This window comes from Azospira sp. I09, from assembly GCF_009177135.1.
Lineage (GTDB): Bacteria > Pseudomonadota > Gammaproteobacteria > Burkholderiales > Rhodocyclaceae > Azospira > Azospira oryzae.
In genome coordinates, this window is the sequence record NZ_AP021845.1 from 183,276 (window position 1) to 207,927 (window position 24,652).

At 60.6% G+C, this 24,652-nt stretch carries 27 protein-coding genes; 26 read left to right on the plus strand and 1 reads right to left on the minus strand.

Annotated elements, in window-relative coordinates:
* Window positions 1-17 precede the first annotated feature (17 nt).
* From AZSP09_RS18735 to AZSP09_RS18845, 23 genes are all read left to right on the plus strand, one after another.
* On the plus strand, window positions 18-1,484 hold the full coding sequence (locus tag AZSP09_RS18735; RefSeq protein ID WP_152091138.1) for a hypothetical protein: 1,467 nt from the start codon (window positions 18-20) through the stop codon (window positions 1,482-1,484).
* Window positions 1,485-1,566: 82 nt separating this feature from the next.
* Window positions 1,567-2,616, plus strand: coding sequence for a hypothetical protein (locus tag AZSP09_RS18740; protein WP_152091139.1), 1,050 nt, complete (start codon window positions 1,567-1,569; stop codon window positions 2,614-2,616).
* 59 nt (window positions 2,617-2,675) lie between these two features.
* A complete protein-coding gene (locus AZSP09_RS18745; protein ID WP_152091140.1) occupies window positions 2,676-4,058 on the plus strand; it encodes an Eco57I restriction-modification methylase domain-containing protein in 1,383 nt (460 codons plus the stop codon).
* Between the two features lie 105 nt (window positions 4,059-4,163).
* Window positions 4,164-6,926 (plus strand): PD-(D/E)XK nuclease family protein, encoded by a 2,763-nt coding sequence (locus AZSP09_RS18750; protein WP_152091141.1) that lies wholly within the window; start codon window positions 4,164-4,166, stop codon window positions 6,924-6,926.
* Between the two features lie 72 nt (window positions 6,927-6,998).
* Complete coding sequence (locus AZSP09_RS18755; RefSeq protein ID WP_172974837.1) at window positions 6,999-10,352, plus strand: UvrD-helicase domain-containing protein; 3,354 nt, start codon at window positions 6,999-7,001, stop codon at window positions 10,350-10,352.
* A 130-nt stretch (window positions 10,353-10,482) separates the two neighbouring features.
* A complete protein-coding gene (locus AZSP09_RS18760) occupies window positions 10,483-11,019 on the plus strand; it encodes an HD domain-containing protein (RefSeq protein WP_152091143.1) in 537 nt (178 codons plus the stop codon).
* Window positions 11,020-11,022: 3 nt separating this feature from the next.
* The gene (locus AZSP09_RS18765) at window positions 11,023-11,442 is read left to right on the plus strand and encodes a hypothetical protein (protein ID WP_152091144.1); all 420 of its coding nucleotides are present in this window, start codon (window positions 11,023-11,025) and stop codon (window positions 11,440-11,442) included.
* 2 nt (window positions 11,443-11,444) lie between these two features.
* Window positions 11,445-11,747, plus strand: coding sequence for a hypothetical protein (locus AZSP09_RS18770; protein ID WP_152091145.1), 303 nt, complete (start codon window positions 11,445-11,447; stop codon window positions 11,745-11,747).
* A gap of 182 nt (window positions 11,748-11,929) precedes the next feature.
* Window positions 11,930-15,175, plus strand: coding sequence for a DEAD/DEAH box helicase (locus AZSP09_RS18775; RefSeq protein ID WP_172974838.1), 3,246 nt, complete (start codon window positions 11,930-11,932; stop codon window positions 15,173-15,175).
* Between the two features lie 23 nt (window positions 15,176-15,198).
* Window positions 15,199-15,519 carry a hypothetical protein gene (locus AZSP09_RS18780; RefSeq protein WP_152091147.1) on the plus strand — a complete coding sequence of 107 codons (321 nt, stop codon included), beginning with the start codon at window positions 15,199-15,201 and terminating at the stop codon, window positions 15,517-15,519.
* A gap of 104 nt (window positions 15,520-15,623) precedes the next feature.
* Entirely contained in the window at window positions 15,624-16,118 is a 495-nt protein-coding gene (locus AZSP09_RS18785; protein ID WP_152091148.1) for a hypothetical protein, read from the plus strand.
* Window positions 16,119-16,129: 11 nt separating this feature from the next.
* Entirely contained in the window at window positions 16,130-16,399 is a 270-nt protein-coding gene (locus AZSP09_RS18790) for a hypothetical protein (protein WP_152091149.1), read from the plus strand.
* Entirely contained in the window at window positions 16,396-16,821 is a 426-nt protein-coding gene (locus AZSP09_RS18795) for a hypothetical protein (protein ID WP_152091150.1), read from the plus strand. The genes AZSP09_RS18790 and AZSP09_RS18795 overlap by 4 nt, the downstream gene beginning before the upstream one ends.
* 11 nt (window positions 16,822-16,832) lie before the next feature.
* Complete coding sequence (locus AZSP09_RS18800) at window positions 16,833-17,348, plus strand: hypothetical protein (RefSeq protein WP_152091151.1); 516 nt, start codon at window positions 16,833-16,835, stop codon at window positions 17,346-17,348.
* Between the two features lie 15 nt (window positions 17,349-17,363).
* Window positions 17,364-17,735 carry a hypothetical protein gene (locus tag AZSP09_RS18805; protein WP_152091152.1) on the plus strand — a complete coding sequence of 124 codons (372 nt, stop codon included), beginning with the start codon at window positions 17,364-17,366 and terminating at the stop codon, window positions 17,733-17,735.
* 80 nt (window positions 17,736-17,815) lie between these two features.
* On the plus strand, window positions 17,816-18,100 hold the full coding sequence (locus tag AZSP09_RS18810; protein ID WP_152091153.1) for a hypothetical protein: 285 nt from the start codon (window positions 17,816-17,818) through the stop codon (window positions 18,098-18,100).
* Between the two features lie 85 nt (window positions 18,101-18,185).
* Window positions 18,186-18,386, plus strand: coding sequence for a hypothetical protein (locus tag AZSP09_RS18815; RefSeq protein WP_152091154.1), 201 nt, complete (start codon window positions 18,186-18,188; stop codon window positions 18,384-18,386).
* A 54-nt stretch (window positions 18,387-18,440) separates the two neighbouring features.
* Window positions 18,441-18,905 carry a hypothetical protein gene (locus AZSP09_RS18820; RefSeq protein WP_152091155.1) on the plus strand — a complete coding sequence of 155 codons (465 nt, stop codon included), beginning with the start codon at window positions 18,441-18,443 and terminating at the stop codon, window positions 18,903-18,905.
* Window positions 18,906-18,922: 17 nt separating this feature from the next.
* A complete protein-coding gene (locus tag AZSP09_RS18825) occupies window positions 18,923-19,432 on the plus strand; it encodes a hypothetical protein (RefSeq protein WP_152091156.1) in 510 nt (169 codons plus the stop codon).
* Window positions 19,433-19,444: 12 nt separating this feature from the next.
* Entirely contained in the window at window positions 19,445-19,720 is a 276-nt protein-coding gene (locus AZSP09_RS18830) for a hypothetical protein (RefSeq protein WP_152091157.1), read from the plus strand.
* Window positions 19,717-19,911, plus strand: a complete 195-nt coding sequence (locus AZSP09_RS18835; protein WP_152091158.1) for a hypothetical protein — start codon at window positions 19,717-19,719, stop codon at window positions 19,909-19,911. The genes AZSP09_RS18830 and AZSP09_RS18835 overlap by 4 nt, the downstream gene beginning before the upstream one ends.
* Window positions 19,912-19,923: 12 nt before the next feature.
* Window positions 19,924-20,289, plus strand: coding sequence for a hypothetical protein (locus AZSP09_RS18840; protein ID WP_152091159.1), 366 nt, complete (start codon window positions 19,924-19,926; stop codon window positions 20,287-20,289).
* Between the two features lie 49 nt (window positions 20,290-20,338).
* Window positions 20,339-21,487 carry a hypothetical protein gene (locus AZSP09_RS18845; RefSeq protein ID WP_152091160.1) on the plus strand — a complete coding sequence of 383 codons (1,149 nt, stop codon included), beginning with the start codon at window positions 20,339-20,341 and terminating at the stop codon, window positions 21,485-21,487.
* A gap of 13 nt (window positions 21,488-21,500) precedes the next feature.
* Here the strand turns inward: AZSP09_RS18845 and AZSP09_RS18850 are convergent, their stop codons facing one another.
* Window positions 21,501-22,148 (minus strand): ribonuclease HI family protein, encoded by a 648-nt coding sequence (locus AZSP09_RS18850; protein ID WP_152091161.1) that lies wholly within the window; start codon window positions 22,146-22,148, stop codon window positions 21,501-21,503.
* A gap of 118 nt (window positions 22,149-22,266) precedes the next feature.
* Here AZSP09_RS18850 and AZSP09_RS18855 point away from each other — a divergent pair, with 118 nt between their 5' ends.
* The 3 genes from AZSP09_RS18855 (at window position 22,267) to AZSP09_RS18865 (ending at window position 24,553) form a co-directional block, all read left to right on the plus strand.
* On the plus strand, window positions 22,267-22,809 hold the full coding sequence (locus tag AZSP09_RS18855; RefSeq protein WP_152091162.1) for a DUF262 domain-containing protein: 543 nt from the start codon (window positions 22,267-22,269) through the stop codon (window positions 22,807-22,809).
* On the plus strand, window positions 22,802-23,350 hold the full coding sequence (locus tag AZSP09_RS18860) for a hypothetical protein (protein WP_152091163.1): 549 nt from the start codon (window positions 22,802-22,804) through the stop codon (window positions 23,348-23,350). The genes AZSP09_RS18855 and AZSP09_RS18860 overlap by 8 nt, the downstream gene beginning before the upstream one ends.
* A 111-nt stretch (window positions 23,351-23,461) precedes the next feature.
* Window positions 23,462-24,553: a hypothetical protein gene (locus AZSP09_RS18865; RefSeq protein ID WP_152091164.1), complete on the plus strand. Its 1,092-nt coding sequence runs from the start codon at window positions 23,462-23,464 to the stop codon at window positions 24,551-24,553.
* Window positions 24,554-24,652 lie beyond the last annotated feature (99 nt).

Genomic DNA, 24,652 nt, shown 5'->3' on the forward strand with positions numbered 1-24,652 from the left:
GCTCACTGAAAGACCGCATGAAATCTCTTCTCCTCGACCTCCGTTCAGGACTGGCAATCCTGGTGCTCTTGTTCGCCGGCGCCCTGCTCGTCCAGTACAACGCGAGCGGCGTGATGAACTCGGATTTTCACTGGCATCTCATCAACGGAAACTGGATCCTTGATCACATGCAGCTCCCGAAAGTGGATGAGCTCTCTTGGACGATGAACGGGAAACCCTACCGCCTGACTCAGTGGGGAGGGGAAGTTCTCGTCGCGGAGGCCTTCCGCCTCGGCGGACTTGATGGTGTCAGGATCTTGGTTTCGGCTGTTGCCGCGGCACTTTTCATGAGCCTCTACGGCGTTGTTCGACCGCACTTCACCAACGCGCTGTTGGCGTTCGGTCTTACCGCATCGTTGTCGGCCGGCAGCGTGCTGACCATGTACGGACGGCCCCAAATCTTCTCGTTTCTCCTGTTCGGCCTGTTCATCTATCTCGGCGATCGCTGGGTGGCCACCCGGAAGACGCTCTACCTTGCCCTCATTCCGTGCGGCATGCTTCTGTGGGCCAACCTCCATGGTGGATTCCCCATGGGGTTGCTTTACCTCGGGGTATTGGCCGCTGCCATCCTCGTCCAGGGGTACATCCAACAGGACATCAAATCGGCCGCGCGAATCACCCTGCCCATCCTGGCTGCCGCCCTGGTTGCCGCGTTGTTCACCGGCGCCAACCCCTATGGCTTCGACGTGTGGAAATCGGTCTTCGAGATCGCGTCCTCGACCGTTACCAAGAGCAAGCTGATCCACGAGTGGCGCTCGCCGGCACTGAGCGATCTGTATGGTGGCCAACTCGTCATTCTCATTGCCGCCACGGTCGCGGCGGCTGGCTTCTCTCGATGCAGGCTGTCGCTCCGGGACGTCGTGATCTTCCTCAGCTTCTTCCTGATCGCCTATGACGCTCAGCGGAACATGCCCTACTTCGTCATGGCCATGCTCCCGATCATCGCTCGCCTGTCCGCGCAAACGCCCATGATGGACAGGCTGGCGGCACAGATCCCCCCAACGCTCTCTTTCCGTCGGCAAGCGCTGGTCCTGGCGTGTGCGCTCCCCTTGCTGTTCGTCGCTCGCCTGGGGCTCAACGGATATGGAGAGAAGGAGGAGCAGCGATTCTTTGCGACCGACGCGATCAACTATCTGGTCGCCAGCGGACAGACCTCCCACGTGATGCACGACTTCAACTTCGGCGGCTACATCGCATTCCACCACCCCCAGATGAAAGTCTTTGCCGACAGCCGGTTTGACCTCTACGGGGACGAATTCGTGATGGACTTCACCAGGGCGATGAACGGGGCGCCGGGCTATGGCGACTTCATCGCCAAGTGGCGTCCGGAGACGATCATGCTCCCCAATGGATCTCCGCTCGGCAGTCTGCTCACCGCCACGGGGCAATACCTGGAAGGGTTTGTCGGGCAGAACCAGACCGTCCTCCTGAGACAGCATCCGTAAGCCCGCCCTTTCGTTCTACTTTTCTCAGAATGTGGGAACGTGGATCGGTAACCTGGGTGCATATCACTCAGGAGGGCACCACATGTCACTGCAACTCATCACCACCCCGGGCGGCCTCATTGCCCTGGTGGTCCGCAATCACCTCATCATCCACGGCGACACCGCCGACGATTCCGGTGTGATGGTCCAAACCGCCGCCGACAATCTCTCGACGGCCCTAGGCTACTCGGTCAACGCGGTGCGCGAAGACCTGTCCTTTGAAGACCTGATCGCTCGCTACGCCGATGCATCTCCGGCACCTGCCGTCCCGATGATTTGCGCCAAGTGCGGTACGTCGCTGAATGGCCAGCTGTGCAATGACCTGACCTGCCCTTATTCGTCGTGGCCCCAGCAGGTGTCCCTGGAGGACATTCACAGCCTCTCGGCTGACGAGCTGGCGATCAAGTACGAGTTGATCCGCGCCGAGGCGCACAGCGACGATCGTGTGATCGAGCGTCAGTTCTTCGCCAACGATTGGTTCGTCGCCGCCCAGGACGTGGACATCATCGTGCTGGCGTCCGACGAGTGGGGCCGTAGCGACGTTGCGGATTCCGTCGCACGTCACTTTGATGGCGCATCTCCGGTGTCCTCGTTATTCGACTACCTGAGCGCCAAGAACGCGCTGAAAACCGAAGTCGGGTTCGAGTGCACGGTCAATCCCAAGGATGCGCTGGCCTGGCTCCGCCGTCACCGGCACGGCCTCTGGGCTCACCTGAAGTGCGGCGAGCATGGGGTTCGGCTGACGGAAGCTGTGGAGCCGGAAATCGAAGGCATGTGGGACTGGATCGGCCCCGCCGGCGATGCCTGCGACCATAGCTTCGACTCGGCCGACGAAGCGGCCGTCGATGCGGTGAAAAAACTTGGCCTCGACCAAAGCGGCCCCGTCATCCCGCTCTATCTAGGGTTCTGGGACGTCAGCGCCTTCCATTCCCCCACCAGCAAGGACTCGCGCCTGATCATCGGCCCCGCGATGTTCTGCGAAGCCCTCGGCTATTCGGACGAGGATATCGCCGACATCCGCAACCTTGCCGTCGGCGAGACCTGGGAAAGTCCGGACTACGGCCCCTGCCATAGCGTCTCCCGAGTCCGCTGACCGCTCTACCTGTTTCCCGGAGCCGTCCAGGCGGCTCCGCAGCTCAACAAGGCATCCCCATGAACCGAGACCTCTTCACCCTTTCGCCGCGCGACCAAGCCATCCACACCCTGCATGCCGCCACGGCGATCTATACCCGCGAACCGGTGGTCGACGACCTCCTCGACGCGGTTGATTGGCCCCGCGGCAAGCGCCGCCTCGTCGATCCGTCCTGCGGGGACGGGGTATTTCTTGGGCGAGCCCTCGTCCGCCTGCTGCGGGAAGAACCCGACATCGATGGCGACACCCTCGTGGACGTGCTGCAAGGCTGGGAGCTGCACCCGGGCGCAGCGCAGCACTCCCGCGAGCGGGTTGCCGAGATACTGGAGGAGCATGGCTGGTGTGCGACCATGGCGGCCGCGATCGCCACACGCCTGGTGCGCCACGCCGACTTTCTGACCCAGGGGCCGACCACCCCCTACTGCCACGTCATCGCGGGCAATCCGCCCTACCTTCGCTGGGCCAACGTACCGGCCCTGCTGCGTGAAGAATACGCAGCCGCCCTCCCGCAACACGCTGTCGCCGACCTGTTGCACAGTTTCCTTGACCGCTGCGCCTCCGCCCTGCTGCCTGACGGCGAGGTGGCCCTTGTCACCGCTGATCGCTGGCTGTTCAACCTGGGTGCCTCAAAGCTCCGCGAGGCCATCGGCAAGCGTCTGGCGATCGATCACCTGCGCCGGCTTGACCCTTCGACGACCTTCTACCGGCCCAAGGACCGTCGGGCCGGCACGCCCCCGCGAATTCACCCGGTAGCTGTGGTCTTGCGCCCGCCGTCCCCGGCATCCATTCCCCTGAGTGCCGCGCCAGTGTTCCCCGACCGGCTGGAACATCCCAACCAGCACAAGGGGCCTACCCTGGGCGACATCGCCAGCGTGACGCTTGCCCCCTGGCTCGGCACCAATGGCATCTTCGTGGTGGACGAGGCCACCGCCGCAACCCTTCCCGCCGAGTTCCTGGTGCCGGCAATCGACACCGACGACATCCGTGATGGACAGCTTCAGCCTCCGAAGCGATATGCGATCCGAACCAACCCGGATACGCCTCCCCCGCCGGCGATCCTTGCCCACCTGAAGGCGAACATGCACCGCATGGCCAAGCGAGGGTTGCGCAAGATCCCGTGGATGCCACCCGAAAGCTGGCATCGGCGATCCCTCAGCGAGCCGATCCTGCTGGTACCGCGTATTGCGCGCACTCTGCGCCCGGTGCGTGTCCCGCAAGGAGTGCTCCCCATCAACCACAACTTGTCCATCGTGGCCGCCGATAGCAAGACCCTGGACGAGATCGAGGAGATGCTGTCCTCAAAGGATGCTAACGAGTGGATGCAGGCGCACGCCGCCCGGTTGGAATCGGAATTCTTCTCGCTGACCACCACGCTTTTGCGGCAGCTGCCGGTCCGTTTGTAATGCGCCTGCAATCATCGAATCGGGACGGATTGCTTATTCGAGCTTTTCAAGAAAGCCCCCCTTCATTTCTGTAGCCTTGATTCATATCCTTTCCAAGGCAATCCCATGTCAGCGCACCAATCCCATATTGATCACGCTGCCGTACAGTCCCTGTCCGACAGCACCCTTTATCTCTGTGCAACCAGCCGCCTGGCTCAAACCCTGCGGGCCATCCCGCCGAGCGATGAATGCCGGGTGTGGCGCACGCCTCGAACACTCACTCTCGGGCAGTGGTTAGCCGATCTGGGTAATGAGGCGCTGATTGCCGGCCTCGACGATCTGCCGAATCCTCTGGATACCTTCTCCGAGGGGTTGCTTTGGGAGCAGGTGATTGCCAGCTCACTTAGCGATGCGGCTCAACTGTTCGACTTGGGAGGTATGGCCAGTGCGGCGGCGGAAGCACTGGCCCTGCAACGCAACTGGATGCTCCCGGATTCCGGGGCAGAAGTTTCAAGCGAAGGTGGCTTGTTCCTGCGCTGGCGAGATGCCTTTCTTGATCGCTGCAAGGAGATTGATTCCCTTGATCTCGGAGGCTGGAACGAGCGCGTCATTTGCCTGCTCGAAAAAGGGTTCTTCTCGATTCCCGAGCGACTGAAGGTTGTCGGATTTGACCGCACTACGCCACTGGAGAACCGTCTTTTTGCGGCGCTGAAGGCGCGCGGCGCGGTTGTGGAGTTTTGCTCCCCTTCCTCGGTTGGAAAGCGTGTGCTGCACGATGATGCTGTCTCGGCGGAATCCGGGCATACCAGCGCCATTGCCCTTGCGGATAGCAATGCCGAGTGCGCCACTGTTGTCGCCTGGGCCATTGAGCAGATGGAAAAGGGAACGGGGCGCAGCATTGGTATTGTCGCGCCCGATCTCGCCAGCGTCCGCGAAAAACTCCACCACCTCCTCGATGACGCCTTGGTGCCTGAGACCTTGCGGCCCGGCTCTGGTGACCGGGCTCGCCCGTTCAATTTTTCGCTGGGCTACAACCTGGCCGAGCAGCCCCTTGTCCGTGTCGCCCTCGATCTTTTGTCGGTGGCAACGTCACGCGGAGTGATCGAACAAACGCGCCTTTCTGGCATCCTTCTCGCCGGAAGCTGGTCCGCAGCGGACAGCGAGGCTGATGAGCGTGCTCGACTTGATGCAGCGATGCGTCAGGAGCTTCCGTGTTTTACCTCCGGGCATGCGCTATTGCGATTGGCCGAGCGGCTGGCTCAGCAAGGCCGCGAACTGTGCCCCCTTACGGTTGATGCCTTGCGCCGCTTGCTTGACCTGGCATCCAGCGGGCCGAACCGCCGTCATGCCAGTGAATGGGCTGACCATTTCCGCGCCTGCCTTGGGGCCGCCGGGTGGCCGGGGGAACGCTCCCTGTCCAGTTCCGAGTTTCAGGCACGCGCTGCATTCGCAGAGGTTCTGGACGGCCTTGCGGCTCTTGATGCGCTGCTCGGCCCGATTGGCGCAACCGATGCTGTTCGACGCCTCAACCAGATTTGCAGGCAGCGGATCTTCCAGCCGGAAACGCGCGGCACCCCAACCATCCAGGTGTTGGGGGTTCTGGAAAGCGCCGGCCTTGCTTTCGACGCTCTGTGGGTGATGGGAATGAACGATGACACCTGGCCCCCCGCCCCCCGCCCCAATCCTTTGCTGCCGGCAACCGTGCAACGCGAAGCAGGAAGCGCGCGATCCAGTGCTGAGGTCGAATTTGAATTCGCCCAGCGCGTCCATTCTCGGCTGCTGTTTGCTGCGCCTGAAATCACCTTTTCCTATGCTCTGGCCGATGGAAACAGGATTCGTCGGCCAAGCCCACTGCTTGAGGGAATAGCTCAGGTCGTTTCCCATTATTCCTACCCGCTCACGCTTGCCTCTCAGTTGGCCAATGCCCATTCCGGGGCTTGCGAAGCGGTCGACGACACTGTTGCGCCCCCTGTCGCTGCTGGGGAGGTTGTAGGCGGCGGGAGTTCGCTGCTCCGGGCGCAGGCGATTTGCCCGGCCTGGGCCTTCTACCAGTACCGTTTGGGCGCGCAAGCGCTCAAGGCTCCGGTTGAGGGCTTCAACCCTGCTGATCGCGGCACCTTGGTGCACGCAACCCTCGAAGCATTTTGGACCGAAGTAACGGGTTCCAATGCACTTCAGTCGCTGAGCGGCGATGAGCGTGCCGCCGCGATTTCCCGCGCGGCTATCGCCGGCATCGCGCAGTTCGAGAAAAAGTCGCATCAGACCTTTTCCCCTCGGATTCGCGAGATTGAAGCCAAGCGTCTTGAGCGCATTCTTGGGCTCTGGCTGGACATCGAAGCCAAACGTACCGTTCCGTTCACGGTCGTCGCCAAGGAAGAGCAGCGCGTCATCAGGGTCGCTGATATTGCCGTCAATGTGGTCATCGACCGGATTGATGAACTGGACGACGGCCGCCGTATCGTCATCGACTACAAGACCGGCGCGAGCATCGACATCAAGAACTGGGCGTCCCAACGGATCACGGAGCCCCAGGTGCCCATTTATGCGGCCCTGGCCGGTGAGGATGTCTCCGCAATTGCGTTTGCCAAGGTGCAACTCGACAAGCCGGCATTTGTCGGCGTGGCCAAGGACTCGGACATGCTACCGGGCGTGCCTGGAATCGGCGACGACAAACAAAAGCTTTTCCCGCCAGCAGCGTATCCCTCGTGGACCAGCGTGATTCAGCACTGGGAAACGCGCCTGCAAGCCATCGCGCAGGAAATCAAGGTCGGTCATGCGCCTGTGCTCTTTTCTGACGAAAAGGAACTCCAGTATTGCGAAGTTCTCCCTCTGCTGCGCCTGCCGGAGTATCGCCGGTTGCTTGCTCAGAGCGGAAATCCCGCCCCCTGAAATTCCAAAAACAGCATACCCACATTGGCAAAATAGGCCCATACCAACTCTTATGGCATGGCCGGGGATCACATGACTACTCCTTTGATTCAGGATGCAGAAGCGCGGCAACAGGCGCTTGAAATCAACTCATTCATCGTTGAGGCGCCAGCCGGGGCCGGGAAAACGGAACTGCTGACCCAGCGCTTTCTGCGACTGCTGGCTGTTGTTGAAAACCCGGAAGAAGTCATGGCCCTGACGTTCACCAACAAGGCTTCCACGGAGATGCGAGACCGCATCCTTGGGAGCCTTGAACGCTCGGCTGCCGGGATTGTTCCGTCCGAGCCGCACAAGCGCAAAACCTTCGATCTCGCTCAAGACGTTCTGAAGCGTGATGCCGCCCGTCACTGGAATTTGCTGGGGCACCCTGGCCGCTTGCGTATCACCACGCTGGATGCCCTGTGTGCGAACCTTGCCCGGCAAATGCCCTATCTCAGTCGTTTTGGTTGTCAGCCCCCCGTGTGCGCGGAACCCGACATCCACTACGCCACCGCCGCCCAGCGCACGCTGGAAATGGTGGATGATGGGACCGCTGACGCCGACGTGGTGGCACAGGCGCTGTCTTTCATGGACAACCATGCTGGCCGCCTGGAATCCCTGCTGGTGTCCATGCTTGGCCGCCGTGACCAATGGGTTCATCATGCATCTCGCATCGAGAGCGGTGCTTTACGTCCCGAAGTCGAGGCCGGCTTTGCTGCCTTGATCGAACGTGATCTGGTGCGCGTGGCCGACTTGCTGGACGCCGCACTGCAAGCCGAGATCATGCCCCTTGCTCGCTTTGCCGCTGCCAACGCTCCGGGCTGCTTTGACGCGTTGAGCAATTGGACTGTCCCGTTTGACGCCTCCATCGACGACCTCCCCGGTTGGCAGGCTCTGGCCGAATTCCTGCTCACCAGCTCCGGCACGATCCGAAAGACCGTCGACAAACGCTCAGGCTTTCCCGCCGGTGCGGACAATGCCGACCAGAAGCAGGCCATGCTTGAATTGCTGCGCAGCCTTTCCGGGCTTCCCGGCCTGGCTGACGCCCTTTCTGTTGTCCCTTCCTTGCCTGAGCCGCAATTTGATCGCGCGGACTGGGCGACGGTCGAATGCTTCTCCCGATTGCTTCGTTTGGCTGCGGGGCAGCTATGGCTCGTTTTCCAGGACGTTGGTGAAGTCGACTTCATCGAAATCGCCGGCCGCGCCGGAATGGCTCTCGGGGACGAAGAGGCTCCTACCGATCTGGCGCAAGCGCTGGACTACCGGATTCAACATCTGCTGGTGGATGAGTTTCAGGACACGAGCCCAAGCCAGGTGGCGCTTCTGGAAAAGCTAACGCGAGGCTGGGTGCCGGGCGACGGTCGAACCCTCTTCGTTGTCGGCGACCCTATGCAGTCGATCTACCGCTTCCGCAAGGCGGATGTCGGGCTGTTCCTGCGCGTTCGCGATTTTGGGATTGGCGACATTAGCCTCCAGCACCTGCGCCTTTGCCGCAACAACCGCTCTTTCCCTGCGATTGTTGACTGGGTAAACAACACGTTCCCGACGGTTTTCCCGGCCGAAGACAGCCCAGAGGCCGGCGCTGTGCGCTACTCTGAATCGGTTGCAACCAAGCCGGCGCGAGCCGACGCCGGGGTAACGGTGCATGCAGTGATCGAACGCCCAGGGTCAGATTCCGCTGGCGCTGAAGCCGCCTGTGTTCTCGATCTGATTATCAACGCACGTCAGCAAGCGCCGACGGAGAAAATCGCGGTTCTAGTTCGTGCCCGGAAGCATCTCGATGCGCTTGTTGCAGAAATCCGGCACAGAAGCCCCTCCCTGCGCTTCCAGGCGGTCGATATCGAGGGCTTGGATGGGCGGCAACACGTCCAGGACCTTCTCACCCTGTATCGCGCCCTCTGTCATCGTGCTGACCGGGTGCACTGGCTTGCCGCGCTGCGCGCCCCTTGGTGTGGTCTGACGCTGGCCGATCTGCATGCCCTCGCCGGCGACGACCATGCCCGGACGATCTGGCAACTCATGAACCAGGAGGATCGCGTCCAGCGACTCTCACAAGACGGCCAGATGCGACTGTTGCACGTTCGGTCAGTGTTTCAGCAGGCTTTTGCCAATCGTGACCGTCAATCTCCCCGCCGTTGGCTTGAGGGAGTTTGGCTGATGCTGGATGGCCCCCGTTGTCTCGATATGCCGTCCGCCATGGCCGATGTCACTGCGTTCCTTGATCTGATGGATAGCCTGACCTTCGAGCATCAACTGGACGCCGACGAACTGGCTGATCGCGCCGCGAAGCTGTTTGCGCCTGCCGATCCCTTGGGGGACGCGGTACAGATGATGACCATCCACAAGTCCAAGGGGCTGGAATTCGACACGGTAATTGTCCTCGGGTTGGACCACGAAACGGGAGGGAATGACAGTTCTCTCCTGCTGTGGGATGAAGTTGCAGGCCCTCATGGTCGCTCCAATCTGCTTGTTGCCCCGATGCGCCGCAAAGGCACCGGCAAAGACCCGATCCCCTATGACACCTTGCGTCGTCTTGAAAATGAACGCGCTGCGCATGAAGACGAGCGCCTTTTGTACGTTGCCGCGACACGGGCAATCCGCCAACTCCACCTGGTTGGGGTCGCCAAGTCTGACCTCACCAAGTTTGACGGATTGAGCACCCCGGCCTCCGGGAGTTTGCTCGCCCTGATCTGGAACGAAGTTGCGCAACCCGTGTTCGCAGCTGCTGCGCTCGATTTGTCGGTCGACGCCTCCCAGTTGCCGGTGAATTCCTCCGCCGCATTCGTTCCGCCGTTGATCCGGCTTCGCCAGCCCACAACGCCCGCGTTGCTGCAAGGTCAGGACTTGGCAATCGACAACGACAATCCTCCGCTCCCTCTGGAAGCACTGGAGGGCGCACAACGCCTGGAGGCATCTGTGGGCACACTGGTGCACCGGGTATTGCAGCAGATTGTTGTCGAGGGGATGGCGAACTGGTCTATCGGTCGCGTACAAGCTCTGCAACCTGCCTGGCAGCGCTGGCTTGCTCGGCAAGGGCATGCGCGGGACGCTATTGCCGGCGCGGAGGAAGCAGCAGAAGCAATCATACGGACGCTGAACAGCGAAGTCGGTCAGTGGCTACTCGCAGATCACCCGCAAAGCGCCGCCGAGGAGGCGTGGTCTAGCCTGGGCCAGAAGGGCACGTCTAATCACGTGATCGACCGTACATTCGTTTTCGCGAATCAGCGGTGGATCATTGATTACAAGACTGTCCGGATCGCCAATGGAGTTGGCCGGGAAGCTCTTGCCACGCGCGCCGAATCTTTCCGCCCCCAACTGCAACGCTATGCGAACCTGTTTCCATCGGATGCGCATTCCTTACGGACGGCCATCTACTTTCCGTTGCAGGACGAACTGGTAGAACTGTGACTGCCGCAGGGGCGATTCCCTCTTCCCCTGGGCAGTGCTGCCGGTCCGTTTCTGACACGGCAACCATCCCAGAAACGGCATAGGCAATGGGGTACGCTGTCGTCATTGCCTATCAATGCTCAAGCCGACCATGAACGACCTCGAACAGCGTGCCCATGACTTTGCCGATAAAGCCCATGCGGCGATCGATCACAAACGCAAGTACACCGGCGACGCCTATATCGTCCATCCCGAGGCGGTAGCGGAAATCGTGCGTTCGGTCGCCCATATCCCGGTGATGGTCGCGGCATCCTACCTTCACGACACGGTGGAGGACACCCAAACCACAATCGAGGAGATTGAAGAGGAGTTTGGTGCCGAGGTCGCCGAGCTGGTCGGCTGGCTGACCGACGTATCGCAGCCGGAAGATGGCAACCGTGCTGCCCGGAAGGCAATCGATAGGGAACACAGCGCCCAAGCGCCAGCGCAAGCACAAACGATCAAGGTTGCCGATTTGATCGACAACAGCCTGAGCATCATGGCTCACGACCACAAGTTTGCGAGGGTCTATCTCAGCGAGAAGGAAGCCCTGCTCGACGTACTGGTGCGAGCCGATCCGATCCTTCTTGCCCGGGCTCGGCACATCCTTGAGGAATCACTGCGTACTCTGGCCCAGGGCAAGGATTAGATCATGTCGATTACCAATGGCCTGCTCTGTGACGTGTATCTCAACCTTCATAAGACCGGGTTCTTGTCTGTCCGCGCGGCCGAGGGGCCGGATAAGGGGCGTGTCGTCGGCCATGTAAGCGCCATCCAGTTGGAAGATTGTTCCTTCCGTGTTTCCGAAGCCGGGCGCCAGCGGGTTATCCGTGACCGCTGCAAGAATGTCCACGCCACAGTCCGGGGTCGTGTCGTCGAGGCAAGTATGGAGGCGACTCCGGCCCCGTGCCTGACCGCTAAGCACCGCGCCATTCTGGCAGCAGGAGGAAGGGACACGACTTACCAGCCCTACTACACCCCCACCTTCATCAATCGGGAGACGAAACACCCTGTTCATGCGGCCAAAACGGTCGTCATTGTGGGGAAGTTCGTCGCCGCTACAGGAGATTGACCATGGAAATTACGGTCACCGAATTTTGCTTCAACAACCCTGCTGGCGGAACCGCCATCTCCGACGGCAGCTTCAACAATGAAGCCTATCCCCAGCGGACGGCAACCGTTACCCCGATCAAGGGCTGGCACGACTACGAATGCGGTTGGCGCTTCATCGGGACTTCTGCCGATCCGCAACTGACGGCGTATTTGGAGGCGCATGGCCATGCTACTGACCGGCGCGTCTTCTTCTCGGAATTCGATCTCGCGGATCGCCGCGACCTCGGGCCTCTGATCGATTTCGCAAATCATCAGGGCCAGTAATCAGATCGCCGATAACCCTTTGGTCAAAAAGGACTACCGGATTACAATTTTGTTGTCCAGATTTCCGCTGTTATATGACACCGAATATTTCCCTTGCCTCTAATAATCCTGATTTCCTCAAGGTTTTAGAATGCCTCAACAAGACTGAACTCAATCGCGCATATGGTGTTTGGGAAGATGTCATGTTCCTCAACATCAACCAGGATCAGTCTGGGCTGTTTACGGCGGATATTCGCGACCCAAGAAGTTTTCGTCCGGTTCGTGCCCAATTCCGGATTAAGTACGACAAATATACTCGACCTCCTTACCAAATATTCGGCGCCTGCTCCTGTGGAGCATCCAAGTGCCCGCATGCGGCGGCAGCACTCATTGAGCTGATAAAGACACCAACTCATTCAGTGCGCGGAGCAATAACGCCCTCGCATGCCTTCTCGACGGGTGCCCAGCAACTCATCAACCTGGCGCGACAAATGTCGGCGCCGGCGGCCCAATTGGCGAAGCTACGAACCCCCGCCAATCAGACGAATGCCCCTACCCGAGCGACAATCTATTGTTTCTCCGGGCACCACGTCTCACTGGGCAGTTCGGCCTACCTGAAAAAGGGCGGGCTCTCGAAGACAAAACGGATTGACGGTTCTTGGTCAGCAGCCGTTAGCACCCCTAGCCGGTCCTATGGGATGGGATATCACCGCGCTCCAATGGAAACGTTCTTCAACGACGAGGACAAGCGAATCATTCGCGAACTTTTCGTCAATGGCAACGACCTCCCCAGCGGTAGCGAACTCAATGTCAAAGGACTGATTGGTAGCGAGCAATTCATTGCCTCGCTTGTCGATACGGGACGGGCGTATTCCACCCTTCGGCCGGATACCTTTCTGACTCGCGGCAAGGATGCGACTCTGAATTTTGCTTGGCTTCCGAACGGCGAAGACCATTGGCGCCTGGCATGCACCTTCCCCGATGGCGAGCGCGCTTTTCTGCTTCCGAGCAATCCACCCTGGTACATCGACCCCAACACCGTAACCATCGGGCGTGTCACCAACGAACTCCCTGCGCTCGCATTGGCTGCGGCTGAAGCAAACACCGAAATCGTCTACAAGGACATCGAGGAGCTTCAGAAGGTTGTCGATTCCCTCGGTGCGTCCTCTGCCCTCCCCGCGCTGCCCACGATCGAGGTGATTGACCAAGGCCGCGTCACGCCTGTCGCCTGCCTGGAAATGAACAACTCGGAGACACACTGGGAACGGAAAGTTTTCGTCAAGGTGTGGTTCCAGTACCCAGGCCATCGGATGGTACCGTTCTCCGGTACCGAGATCGTCAAGACGGAAGGCGCCAAACGCTATCGGATCGAAAGGGATGTTGCCTACGAGCACCAGATGATTGGCACCCTTGCCGAAACGCCGGTTCTCTCGCGAGAAGACAGCTCGACCTACATCATCGCCGCAGACTACGACGACGATGAAGACTACCTTCTGGCGGCCATCGAATTCCAGGACGAATATGTTCCCGCCCTGATTGAAGCAGGCTGGAACGTCACCTACGCCAACGACTTCAACCTTCGCGTGTTGCCCAATCAAGACTGGGCCATGACGGTAGAAGAAACGGAGGAGAATGGGTGGTACAACGTCCGTCTGGAAGTGACCATCGGTGAGCACAAGGTCAATCTGGTCGAAGTTCTTCGCCAGCTGCTGCAGAACCCGAAGTTTGTCGAACAGGTCAAGCTAGGGACGGAGACAGATCGGTCCTGGTATTCCCGACTTCCAAACGGGAACTTCATTCGCATCCCGATGAACCAGGTTCAACGCCTGGCCCGGCTGCTGCTCGACATCAACGACCAGGGCGGCGCATCAAAGCCTCTCCGCATGAGCCGCTTTGATGTCGCCTTGCTCGACCATATCGGGGATGGTGCTGGGATCATCATCAACGGCGCCGAGGACATCAAGGCATTCCACAAGGCGCTCCTTTCGCCGCCAGCGCCCATCGCTGATGGTCTGCTCAAGGACGCTGTTCTGCCACTCCGCCCCTACCAGGGATACGGGGTATCCTGGCTTCGCTCCCGGCTAAAGGTCGGTGTGGGCGCGATCCTTGGGGACGAGATGGCCATCGGGAAGACCGTCCAGACGCTTTCGCACATCTGGGCAGAGTGTTCCGATACTCCGGATGCCCCTAACTCGCTGATCGTGGTTCCCCCCACTCTCATCAGCAAGTGGGTCGACGAGGGACAGAAGTTCTACCCAACGATGAAGATCGGCGTCTATCACGGAACCGGACGGGCCGAGCTTGGCACCATGCGCGAGGAGAGCGATGCCATTGTTACGACCTATGGCACCCTTTCCGGCGACATCGAACTGTTTCTCCAGCACGACTGGCACATCGTAGCGATGGACGAGGGGCACGACCTACGAAATCACAAGGCCCAGAAGACCCGGGCCTGCAAGCAGTTGAAGGCCGCACAGAAGGTTGTCATCTCCGGGACCATCCTTCAGAACCACATCGAGGAAATGTGGTCCGTTGCGGACATCGTTGCTCCCGGCCTTCTCCGCGACAACGCCTGGTTCCGGCGTAACTTCGTCAAGCAGGTTCGACAAGGCGAGCTCTTCGCCACCGAGCGATTGCGCATGGTGGGCATGTTGACCGCCCCCTATCACCTGCACCGGAGCAACAAGGACGTTGGAAACGCCCTTCCGCCCGTCAATACCGTGTATCGGTACATCAACATGGGCGACGAGCAGAGCAAGTTCTACGAGGCCACCCGAGCCACGCTGGACAAGGAAATCCGCGACATGATTGCGGAGACCGGCCTGGCCAAGAACCAAATCTCGATCCTGGCTGCTATCACCCGCCTCCGGCAGATCTGCTGCCACCCGGCCCTGGTCAAGTCGGACCAGGTTCCCAAGAACGCCGAGTCGGCCAAGCTCGAATACCTGATGCAGGTCCTCGAGGAGCTGCTGGCCGAAAACAAGAAAGTCGTCATCACCAGCGAATGGGCCGAAATGCTTGGCCTGATCGCAGATAGATTGAACAACTCCGGCATCAACCACCGCATGCTCCTGGGCAACATGTCCCTCAAGCAGCGGGGCGTGAATGTGGCCGATTTCCGCGAGGGGAAGAGCGACGTGCTCCTCATGACCCTTGGCGTTGGCGGTGTCGGCCTGGATATTCCCGAAGGGGACGCGATCATTATCTTTGCCCCCTGGTGGAACCCGAAGAAGATCGACCAGGCGATTGCCCGCCTCACCCGTGACGATCGAGACAAGACGGTTACCGCCTACTTCCTTGTCATCAAGGGATCGCTTGAAGAAGGCGTCATCAAGATCGGCGAGCGAAAGGGAGAAATGATCGCCGCCGTGATGGACGGTGATGCTGCAGCCCACTCCGGCGGCCTCAACTTCGACGACATCGAGATGCTGTTTTCACCGGGGCATTAGCCCATCCAGAAGATCTGGCAACCATGAAAATCCACCTGCCTGGCTTGCTTCAACTCAAGCCCTTCGACGAATCAGCGGATGCGCGCATCGCCGGCAAGATCTACGCCTCATCCCCGGCCCTGGCGGCCGGCGTCGTCATCAGCGGGGTCCTGGGCGTAGCCGCCCTCGGCCTGCAACTCTTTGGCCACGAATCGGCGCTGCCAGTGCTTGGCCTGTGCATCGCCGTTTCGGCTGTCACTGCTGGACTGGAATGGCACGCCAACCTGAAGGCTCGCGCCCTCAATCAACTCTTCGCCACGCTGATCGTGACCGCTGTGGTCAGCCTCATTCAGCCGACCATCTAGTCCTTCCCGGACCGGGAATCTGCCGGTTCGCGTTTCCCTAGAAATTCCAGAAACGCCGGTACCGCCTGCGTAGCATGGACTCCATCGCACTACAGGAGTAACCCATGCCGCAACGCCCCGCAGTTTTCCAGATCGACGCCATCGAAAGCTATTTCCATGGTGTCACCCAGGACCAGCACTGGAATGGCTTTGCCTGCCCGCTGTTCTCCTTCGAGGAGGCGCAGCGGCTGATGGTCCTCAACAACCATACCGACTTCTGCGGCCAGATCGTCTATGACGCCGAGCAGGATGCTTTCCTGTTCCACGAATTCGGCATCGAGAGCGGCGAGCGTCCCGACGCCTACAAGGCCGTGCTCATCGACGGACAGAAGCTCTACCCGGTGGGTGCCTTTTCGTGGTGCTGGCAAGACGTCAGCGACGACGACACGGCGCAGTTCTCCGCGCATCTGGTGCGCGAACTGAGCGAGATGAAGCGCCTCGGCATGAATGTCCCTGACAAGGCCATTGCACTGGCCACCAACGAGAAGGCCGTTGCCGAGCACGTGGATATGGGCGTGTCGGATGCGGCAGACCTCATCATCCAGTTGGCTGCGCTGTGATGGGAGCCGCTATGCCTTTGACCATCTACCAGAGCTTCATCGTTCTCGGTGTCGTCGCCCTTTGCGAGAACGGACTGCCGATCCCGCCTGACTCGCTGACGGAGATCGCCGCCGTGACGCACGAAACCACCACCGACGACGATCCTAACGTATCCGCCTGGGGCATCTACGGGGTGCTGCCCGACAACTCCATCGACAACCTGGCGGATTGCCCATCCAAGGGGGTTGCTGACGCCATCGCCAGCACTCTCAACCATCAGTATGGGAGGAAGGCTGCATGAGCCTCTGGCCGACCCACTGCGAGCGTTGTGGCGCTGATCTGAGCAAGGTGTCCAGCATCGTGTCGAAGTTCAACACCGAAACCATCTGCAGCCCTTGCAAGGCGCGCGAGCGTGCCCACCCCGATTACAAGGCAGCCGACGCCGCCGAAGTCGCGGCCGTCCGCGCCGGCAACATGAATTTCCCGGGAGTCGGGTGCCCAGCGGCCCTTCATCGCCCAGCCTGCGCCGCCGAGCAAGCAGTCATGGCGCTGGACGGTAATCCTCCGATCCTGTCCCACAAGATCGCCCATGACCACGGCGGGCACAGTGATAGCGATCCGGTGGCCAGCACGGACCTCTTCACCTTCCCTGACGGATCGGCGCTCCAAGTCGAGCGAACCACCCCCGTTACCTGCACCGTTCTCACCTACGCCTATCCGTAAAGGACGCTCTCATGGCAAAGATAGTCACCCTGCAAATTCTGGTCGATGAAGACGATGATTCACGCATCGCCGACGGCCTCAACGACATGCTGCGCACCGCCGCCCAACCGGTCGATCCGGATGATGCTGATGCTCGCAGTTGGATCATCGACTGGCGCCTTGCCTGGGCCGGCGATCAGATGCTCCTGCAGGCGGTACAGGACGAGATTGGCGACGCGATCTGCAACGACACCTACATCGAAGGGGATGCCTTCCCTGGTCAGGCAGTCTCCCTGCTTCCGGGCTTTGAGTACAACCTGATCGCCACTGACCCCAAGGCGATGGATTCGCTCTGGATCACCGTCCCGGCCCTCCTCCCAGCGGATGAAGGCGGCGACTTGTCGGTGCTCATCAAGCGAACGCATGAGGGCGCAATCGTGGATATCTGGCCAACCAGCCAGGAAGATGGCAATGAATGTCTTTCCACGGCCGCAGCAGAGTTCAGTGATGCCTCCTGCGCGGAAGAGTCCGCCCCGATCCCCGCGTAATAGGCAGAACCAGACATGGACGGCACCAAACCCATCACCCCTCGCGAGCGCGAATTGCTCGGGATGGAAACCATCGCCAGCCAGATGCCAATCAAGTTTCCCAACGGCGCTTGCTGGACCGACTTTACCGGCGAGTGCAAATTTTGTGATCGCGAAATTCCTGATGACTTGCTCCGAGGGATCGTGACCCGCCCCCTGCCGTCCGTGGCGGTTGTCGAAGCTGTTGGTGCCTGCCCGCATTGCCGCATTGCCACCCCCTTCCTGTACCGGATGCACGACGACATGCGGATCACAGGCCCGCGCGAAGAGGGATGGTGCACATGGAGGCCCACCGAGTCCCTACTGGAACGCATCAAGAGAGCGTTCGGTTGGTTCAAATGCTCCTGACCCGGAGGTCCTGGGCTACGAGAATTCTTGATAAGGAGGTTTTTCAGATTAGGAGGTAGCGAATTGCTATCTTCTTATCTATGAAAACCGCTCACAACACTCTTTCCGCCACGTTCCGTCGCTTGATCCTCAAGCCGCTGGATCGCCTGATTTTCGGCGGCAACACCACCCTCACGATCTCGGGGAAAGAGTGGCGGCAGATGACTCAAACCAGTTCCCGCTCCGTCGGGCGCTGCAAGGTTTCTGTCCGCATGGACGACAGCATGGACGAAGGCTCGATGTTCCCGAAGTGGCTCACCACGACCCTTCCGACCGTCTATGACGGACCTCAAGGCGAATCCTTCTTCATGGGCATCACGTCCTGAGCGCGACCCTCTACTTAAATCAGAACCGCTAGGGTCTGATTGGCAAAATGACATGACAGTACCCCTCCTGAATAGAGGTTTGACCATGAAGACTCCCGATGTATGCCACGACCACTACAACTGCTGCGATTGCGGCGGTAATGATTGCGGGTGTGGTTATTGTTTTTCGTGCAACGCCTGTGATTACTGCAAGAGCGGCGAAGGTGAGCATTGCGAACTGGTCACCAACGACGACTTTTCCCGTCTGACCGATGAGCAAAAAAAGGCGATTGCCTACGAAAGCTAGACCCTCGATAAATTCAGCCGCCCAGATAACCTTTCTCCCCTGTTGGAGCCAGCCATGAACCTGAAAGACCTCGAATTCACCGCCGAACGCCTAGCCAATGCCACCCTCTTCGGTGAAGGTGAGCGCGAAGCCCTCAAGACCGCCCGCGACCTGATTGCGGCCCTCCGCGCCGCCAACGACCTTCCGGCGGACTTCCAAGCCAAGGATCTGGTGTCGCTGATCTGGGAGAAGTCGCAACTTCCCCAGGCGCCGGCTGCGGTGATCCATATCCCTTCTGCCGGCGATCCGGAAAAGGGCATCCATGCGGTTGTCCCGGGAGGCCTCGGTATCAACGCAGTCATCGGCACGGTGATCCATGCCACCTTCGACGCCAATGCCCAGGACAACCCCCCTGCGGCCCTGCGCAAGACGCTGGAAGCCATCGGCCTCACCGTGGTACCTGCGCACACAACCATGCCTTGGGACCGGCTCGAGATCCCCGCCGGCGAGCATGCCACTCCTGTCGCAACCTTCAACTGACCAGGGAGAAATCCACCATGTCCGTTCAAGACACCGTTTGCCGCCGCCTCTACGGTCCCCGGCAGATCAGCCTCGTCGTCGCGGGCCTGCTCAAGCAGTCCTGCTGGATCGAGGTCACCCCGTTGCCGGAGGATCTGTGGGAAGTCGCCGTCAAGTCCGACGCTTCCCGCCACCTGCCCGATCCGGCCAAGCTGCCGCCGGAAGCCGTCTTGTCCATCAAGGACCTCGAGGGACTGGGCTACCACCTCCGCGAAGACGGGCCCGACGGCTTCCGGCATTACTGGGTGAATGATGCCCGCCAGTCGAACGGCTACCACACCACTCAGGCGAACGCCCAAGACGACGCCATCGAAGACGCCTTCGAGATCTACAACCTGCACCGGTGCGACGACTGCGGCCGGCTGCATACGGACGAGTCGCTGCAGGACGTCAAGGATCTGACGATGCGTGTCGAGGCTGGCGATCCGCTTCCCTCCGGCGAATGCGAGTGCGGCGCCCTCTGCTACCCCATCCAATCCCCGAACTGACCAGGAGCACCCATGATCCTTACCGCCGCCCAGGCCCGCGAGATCAGCGGCCCCAGTGCCGAGGACTACCTTGCCACCATCGAGCAGCACATCCGGAAGGCCGCCGAGGACAAGAAACGCGAAGTGCTGATCCGCGATGAACCGTTCGCACACTGGCTCTATGGCTCGAACGAGCTCGCCGCCGAGCCGCGCAAGGCCATCGACGCTCTGAAGGCCGCCGGCTACGCGGTGGACCTGTTCTACCAGGAGAGCCAGTTCGTCGATATGGCCCTCCGGGTGAAGTGGTGAAAACTGGCCCCCTCTGGCTGTCGGGGCCGATGGTCTGCACCATGATGCGCAAGCACAAGGTCACCATCGCCGCCCTCGCAGCCAAATTCAACCTGACCCTGAAGCGTGTCCGCGAGGTTCGCGCCCAGGGCGTGACTGGCTTTCTTGCCCAGGAATGGACCTTCATGATTACGGGCCAGTGGCCCGCCTAATCGGAGAACGACATGCCCACCAACCAGGAGCGGATTGAACAGGCCGCCCACCTCCTCACCGAGGCCCAGGCTACGCTGGCCGCCATTGACCTCGCGCCCCGCCGGTCCGCAGCGGATATTTTCCTGCCGACACTGGCAGCCAACGTCGACAACGAGAAGCTGACCGACGCAGACTTCAGGCTGTTCGTGCGAAATTCGCTTCGAGGCCTGGTGTTCCCGCCCGACCGGCAAGTCGTGATGACGAACCGTGGCGAGGCCTACCGGATCGGAAAGCTGTGGTTCAAGTGGCACGGCAGCGTGGGCAGCAAGGTTGCCATCAAAGATCAGGCATCCATCACGGACTGGCATTTTGTTGAAGGGCTTCCCGTTGCCCCTTGATGATGCTGTGGCAAGCTATGCGGTTTGATTCACCACTAAGCCCTACTGCATGTCGAACCTGAAGAACTCCACCCTGCTGATCTCCACCATCTTCTCGGCGGCGCGCTCTCGCGGCCTCTGGTATGGACTTACCCTCTCGACCATCCTGCTGCGAAGCTGGCTGCGGCGCTGGTTTGGCGTGCACCATCGGCAGGTCAGTAGCGTGGCCATGCTGGGCCTGTTTTGCGGCGGGATATGGATGCTCCGGGCCCTGCTCCGCGCAGCCCCGCCGGCGGACGCCCTTGGCCTTGTTTCCATCCCCGTCATCATTGCTCTCGGGCTGGCTGCGATTGCGGTCGGCCTGGGGCATTTCGTCCTGCAGCCGGTCCTCACGCGCCAGGTCTGGATGCGCTGCCTCAACGGACTTTTTGTGGCGGCCTGTGTAGCGGGCCTGGGGTATCTGGCCTTCGACGAGTGGCGCGCGTTTTATCTTGCGGCGCCAGCGCCCGCGGTCTATGTCGCCCTGCTCTGTTCCATTGTGGTTTTCGGCTTCCGCGACGTCTTCGTCTGGTTCCTTCGCAGCGTGCTCATCCGGGACACTGGCGTCCTGGAGCTGGCTGACGTTTCGTCACTGACCCCGGAGGGCCGCCACCGGGTAGCGATTCACGAGGCCGGCCATGCCATCTGCTACGGGCTCACCACGGCCGTCCCGGAGGACGCCTATGTGTGCATCGACACGGACCTCAACTCGCTGATCGTCGGTTCTGTCACCATCCCAACCCCCAAGGACCCAACCGAAGTCACCAAGGAGCGCTTGGAGTGGTCGATGCTGATGACGATGGCCGGCGTGGCCGCCGAGCATCATTTCTTCGGTGAAAAGTCCCTGAGCGGATCCGGCGACATCGCCTCGATGTCCCAGCTCGCCACCGCCTACCTGTCGGCCGGCCACGGGGAAGTCTTCGATCCCTCGCCGGCGGACGAGCTCGGCGTAGCCGCCAACCGGGCTGCCATCGGCCGCCTACGCGACCATTACGCCGGCTTGGCGGAGGTATTCATCCAGGAGAATCACTCGTTGTGCGAGGAAATGGCCCGCCTGGTGGAGAAGGATGAGTTCGTGGATTGTTCGTCCATGGCGGGCATCGTCGGCAACGTGGTCTTACCGGACGGCTGGAAACGCACCACCTGGGCCGCATCCGTCCCCACTATCCCGTTTCAGTAGCCCTACCAGAGAATCAGTCCAGCAACAGGGCTTCACGCAGCGCCGCCGGCAGCAGCTGGCGGTGCCAATACGTGTCGTGGCCAAACCCGTTCTCGACCCTCAGCGCACACCCCTTGTCCAAGGCCAGCTGCGTCGGTTTGCCGTTTTCGCGTAATTTGGCCAGGTCCATCTTCTTCCCCAGGGCAATGCCAGAGAGGCCAAACGGCTTGCCGATATCCGTAATCTTCATCCATATCGCCCGGTCGACCACGGCCGGCTCGGTGACACCGATCGCCCGCTTCGAGAGGACGTCGGCTTCGGCATTCTGCTCTCGGGGTATCCATCTCAGGGCCACACTGGGGATTTGGGCCTTCAGGTCCAGCACGGACTGGCACATCGGGACGAGCGCCTTGGAATTGATGAGCCATTCCCCACTCACCTGCTTGATGACCAGTTGGCTGTCCCCAAAGACCTCCAGCTTCTGCACCTTGGCGTCGATTGCCGCATCCAGTACCGCCATCAGGGCAGCGTACTCCGCCTCATTGTTGGTGCCGAACCCGATGTTCTCTGAAATCTCGATTCGCTCGCCAGCGGGTCCTTTGAGGACGCCGCCGATACCGCGCGCCCCCGGATTCGGGTTGGTGGCGCCGTCGAACCAGGCTTGCCAGGTGCTGTTGTTCATGTGTCATCTCCTTCGATATTTCAATCGTACCGATTCCGCCCCAACCTTTCTCAATTTCCAGAACGACAGCATGTGCTTCCATATACTTGTCTCACCTGTCATTTGATCGTTAAGCACCATGCCAATACCGCCCCCCCTCCTCAAAGGAACCCTGCATGATTACCAGATTGGTCATCTGGTCGATATTCCACCGCCGGGCCCCGCAGTGCCGGCTGAGCGGCGCCTGCTCAACCTGACCCTGCCGCCATGGCAGCGCCCGGAAGTTTGGACCCAAGCCCAGAAGCGTCGCTTCGTGGAAGGCATCTTCCTCGGCCTTGGGTGCGGTCAATACGTGGTGAACGGGTCGGATTGGGAACCGGATGGACAGCCCAAGCCAATGTCCGCCTGGCTGCTGGACGGACAGCAACGGATTTCGGCCCTGCGAGACTTCCTCGCCGGCGACCTGGTGGTCTTCGATGATGTCTGCTTCCCCTCGATGCCCGCCGCCGATCAACTTCGGTTCAAGCGCCGCCCGTTCCAGTGCTTCGAGCTCGACTACACGATCGACGAAAACGCCCTGATGGAGCTTTATGACCGGCTCAACTTCAGCGGCACCCCTCATACCGCCGAGCAGCGTGTGCTGCCCAGCCCCTCCATCCAGAAGGAAGCTCGCCATGATTGAACTCTGCGTCACCACTCCCGAACAACCCGCATTCCACGTCAAAGAGCCGGATGCCCCGGCCTTCTACGCCCTCGTCAGTTTCCAGCCCGGGCACGTCGATCCCGAACGCGATGCCATGACCATCACGGTCTGTCGCGAGGAGGAATACGAAAAGGTCTCGGAGACCGTCCTTGCTGGACGCCCTGGGTTGTTGGAGTGGTATGTCGATTACGTTGGTTTCTCTCCTGACGAGGACATCCAGGCATCCACGCCTATCCAAGAGCTGATCGAGCGGGTGGCCAGCCACATCTTGCTTCGAGCAGACGAGTCCGCAGGGACGGGCACAGACCCCTTTGATGGGTTGCGGACTTTTGCTGATGTCCGAGCCATGCTGGGCCGGGTGACCTCGCCCAAGGAACTTGCGGCACTGAATGATGCGGTCGACGAACGCTTCATGCGCGATCGCCAGCAGCTGACCATGAGCGATGCAGACTGGGAAGAATGGACGCGCCTGGTGCGCGAAAAATCCGCTGCGATTGGTGACATTGCGGCTGTCCGTTAGCGACGAAAACCCTTACTGGGAGCGGCTTTCGGTGATTCTATTTAATCCAGAATCGCCCGGCCTGCCTGCGTAGGATGGCTCCTGTAACTCAACCACTACAGGAGCCGCAACATGAACGAATCGATCCGCCTTCTCTCCACCAAAGATGGGGCAGACAAGGAATACCGCGTCCAGCTTGAAGCAAAGGACGGTGGTTTCATCGTCACGGGTTTCAACGGTCGGCGCGGTGGGCCTCTGAAGGCTCAACCCAAGATCGCCACCCCTGCCCCCTACGACGAAGCCAAGAAGGCGTTCGATGCCTTGGTGAAAAGCAAACTCAAGGGTGGCTATAACCCTGCCGATACGGGCGCAGCCTACGTGGTTCCTGCCGATGTCGGCACGCCGACCGGCATCAAGCTTCATCTGCTCACACAGGTTCCTGAGTCCGATGTCGATCGTTACATCAACGATGACCGCTATCTGGCTCAGGAAAAGTACGACGGCGAGCGCCGCCCGGTCGCCCGCCGCGAAACCGTGATCGGCAGCAACAAGAACGGCTTCCAGACCACCCTTCCGGCTGCCGTGGTCGATGTCCTGACCTCCCTTCCCCAAGACACCGAGATTGACGCCGAACAGGTCGGTGAGGTGCTGTACGTGTTTGACGTGATGAAGATCGCGGGCGAGTGTCAGCGCGACGTGGCCTGCCTCGAGCGCAAGCGTAAGGTTGACGTGCTGGTGAATCGTCTCGGCAACCCGGCCAACATCGTATCCATCGAAACCGCCGTTGGCACTGCCGCCAAGCGCGCCCTCTACGCCCGCCTGCGGGCCGAGCGGAAGGAAGGCATCGTCTTCAAGTTGATCGACGCCAGCTATGGCGAGGGCAAGACAGACGCCCAAATCAAGATCAAGTTCATCGAGTCCGCCACCTTGCAAGTCGCCTCGATCCACCCGACGAAGCGCAGCATCACCGTGCAGGCGATCGACGACATGGGTGTCGCTGTCCCGCTCGGATCGGTCACGATCCCGGCCAATTACCCCATCCCCTCCATTGCAGCTCTGGTCGAGGTGGAGTACCTGTACGTCGTCAAGAGCCTCGTCCAGCCGATCTATCGCGGACAGCGCACTGACCAGACCATCGCCGCCTGCAACCTGCGCCAGTTGAAGTACCGCGCGGGCCTTGGCGAGGATGAAGTCGACACCTCCGCCGAACTGCTGGCCGCCTAACCAGCACACACCGGGGCCATGCGAAATCGTGGCCTCGGCTTCGTTCTACTTATCCCAGAAACGGGGAGTGCCGATCGGCAAAATACCCTCATCGACTTA

Excerpts from the sequence above, each read along its gene's own strand:
- AZSP09_RS18815 (WP_152091154.1), top strand. The coding sequence starts at position 18,186 with ATGAAGACTCCCGATGTATGCCACGACCACTACAACTGCTGCGATTGC.
- AZSP09_RS18855 (WP_152091162.1), top strand. The coding sequence starts at position 22,267 with ATGCCAATACCGCCCCCCCTCCTCAAAGGAACCCTGCATGATTACCAG.
- AZSP09_RS18745 (WP_152091140.1), top strand. The coding sequence starts at position 2,676 with ATGAACCGAGACCTCTTCACCCTTTCGCCGCGCGACCAAGCCATCCAC.
- AZSP09_RS18775 (WP_172974838.1), top strand. The coding sequence starts at position 11,930 with ATGTTCCTCAACATCAACCAGGATCAGTCTGGGCTGTTTACGGCGGAT.
- AZSP09_RS18830 (WP_152091157.1), top strand. The coding sequence starts at position 19,445 with ATGATCCTTACCGCCGCCCAGGCCCGCGAGATCAGCGGCCCCAGTGCC.
- AZSP09_RS18860 (WP_152091163.1), top strand. The coding sequence starts at position 22,802 with ATGATTGAACTCTGCGTCACCACTCCCGAACAACCCGCATTCCACGTC.
- AZSP09_RS18810 (WP_152091153.1), top strand. The coding sequence starts at position 17,816 with ATGAAAACCGCTCACAACACTCTTTCCGCCACGTTCCGTCGCTTGATC.
- AZSP09_RS18840 (WP_152091159.1), top strand. The coding sequence starts at position 19,924 with ATGCCCACCAACCAGGAGCGGATTGAACAGGCCGCCCACCTCCTCACC.
- AZSP09_RS18785 (WP_152091148.1), top strand. The coding sequence starts at position 15,624 with ATGCCGCAACGCCCCGCAGTTTTCCAGATCGACGCCATCGAAAGCTAT.
- AZSP09_RS18845 (WP_152091160.1), top strand. The coding sequence starts at position 20,339 with ATGTCGAACCTGAAGAACTCCACCCTGCTGATCTCCACCATCTTCTCG.
- AZSP09_RS18755 (WP_172974837.1), top strand. The coding sequence starts at position 6,999 with ATGACTACTCCTTTGATTCAGGATGCAGAAGCGCGGCAACAGGCGCTT.
- AZSP09_RS18780 (WP_152091147.1), top strand. The coding sequence starts at position 15,199 with ATGAAAATCCACCTGCCTGGCTTGCTTCAACTCAAGCCCTTCGACGAA.
- AZSP09_RS18795 (WP_152091150.1), top strand. The coding sequence starts at position 16,396 with ATGAGCCTCTGGCCGACCCACTGCGAGCGTTGTGGCGCTGATCTGAGC.
- AZSP09_RS18790 (WP_152091149.1), top strand. The coding sequence starts at position 16,130 with ATGCCTTTGACCATCTACCAGAGCTTCATCGTTCTCGGTGTCGTCGCC.
- AZSP09_RS18800 (WP_152091151.1), top strand. The coding sequence starts at position 16,833 with ATGGCAAAGATAGTCACCCTGCAAATTCTGGTCGATGAAGACGATGAT.
- AZSP09_RS18740 (WP_152091139.1), top strand. The coding sequence starts at position 1,567 with ATGTCACTGCAACTCATCACCACCCCGGGCGGCCTCATTGCCCTGGTG.
- AZSP09_RS18750 (WP_152091141.1), top strand. The coding sequence starts at position 4,164 with ATGTCAGCGCACCAATCCCATATTGATCACGCTGCCGTACAGTCCCTG.
- AZSP09_RS18825 (WP_152091156.1), top strand. The coding sequence starts at position 18,923 with ATGTCCGTTCAAGACACCGTTTGCCGCCGCCTCTACGGTCCCCGGCAG.
- AZSP09_RS18760 (WP_152091143.1), top strand. The coding sequence starts at position 10,483 with ATGAACGACCTCGAACAGCGTGCCCATGACTTTGCCGATAAAGCCCAT.
- AZSP09_RS18865 (WP_152091164.1), top strand. The coding sequence starts at position 23,462 with ATGAACGAATCGATCCGCCTTCTCTCCACCAAAGATGGGGCAGACAAG.
- AZSP09_RS18820 (WP_152091155.1), top strand. The coding sequence starts at position 18,441 with ATGAACCTGAAAGACCTCGAATTCACCGCCGAACGCCTAGCCAATGCC.
- AZSP09_RS18850 (WP_152091161.1), bottom strand. The coding sequence starts at position 22,148 with ATGAACAACAGCACCTGGCAAGCCTGGTTCGACGGCGCCACCAACCCG.
- AZSP09_RS18735 (WP_152091138.1), top strand. The coding sequence starts at position 18 with ATGAAATCTCTTCTCCTCGACCTCCGTTCAGGACTGGCAATCCTGGTG.
- AZSP09_RS18770 (WP_152091145.1), top strand. The coding sequence starts at position 11,445 with ATGGAAATTACGGTCACCGAATTTTGCTTCAACAACCCTGCTGGCGGA.
- AZSP09_RS18765 (WP_152091144.1), top strand. The coding sequence starts at position 11,023 with ATGTCGATTACCAATGGCCTGCTCTGTGACGTGTATCTCAACCTTCAT.
- AZSP09_RS18805 (WP_152091152.1), top strand. The coding sequence starts at position 17,364 with ATGGACGGCACCAAACCCATCACCCCTCGCGAGCGCGAATTGCTCGGG.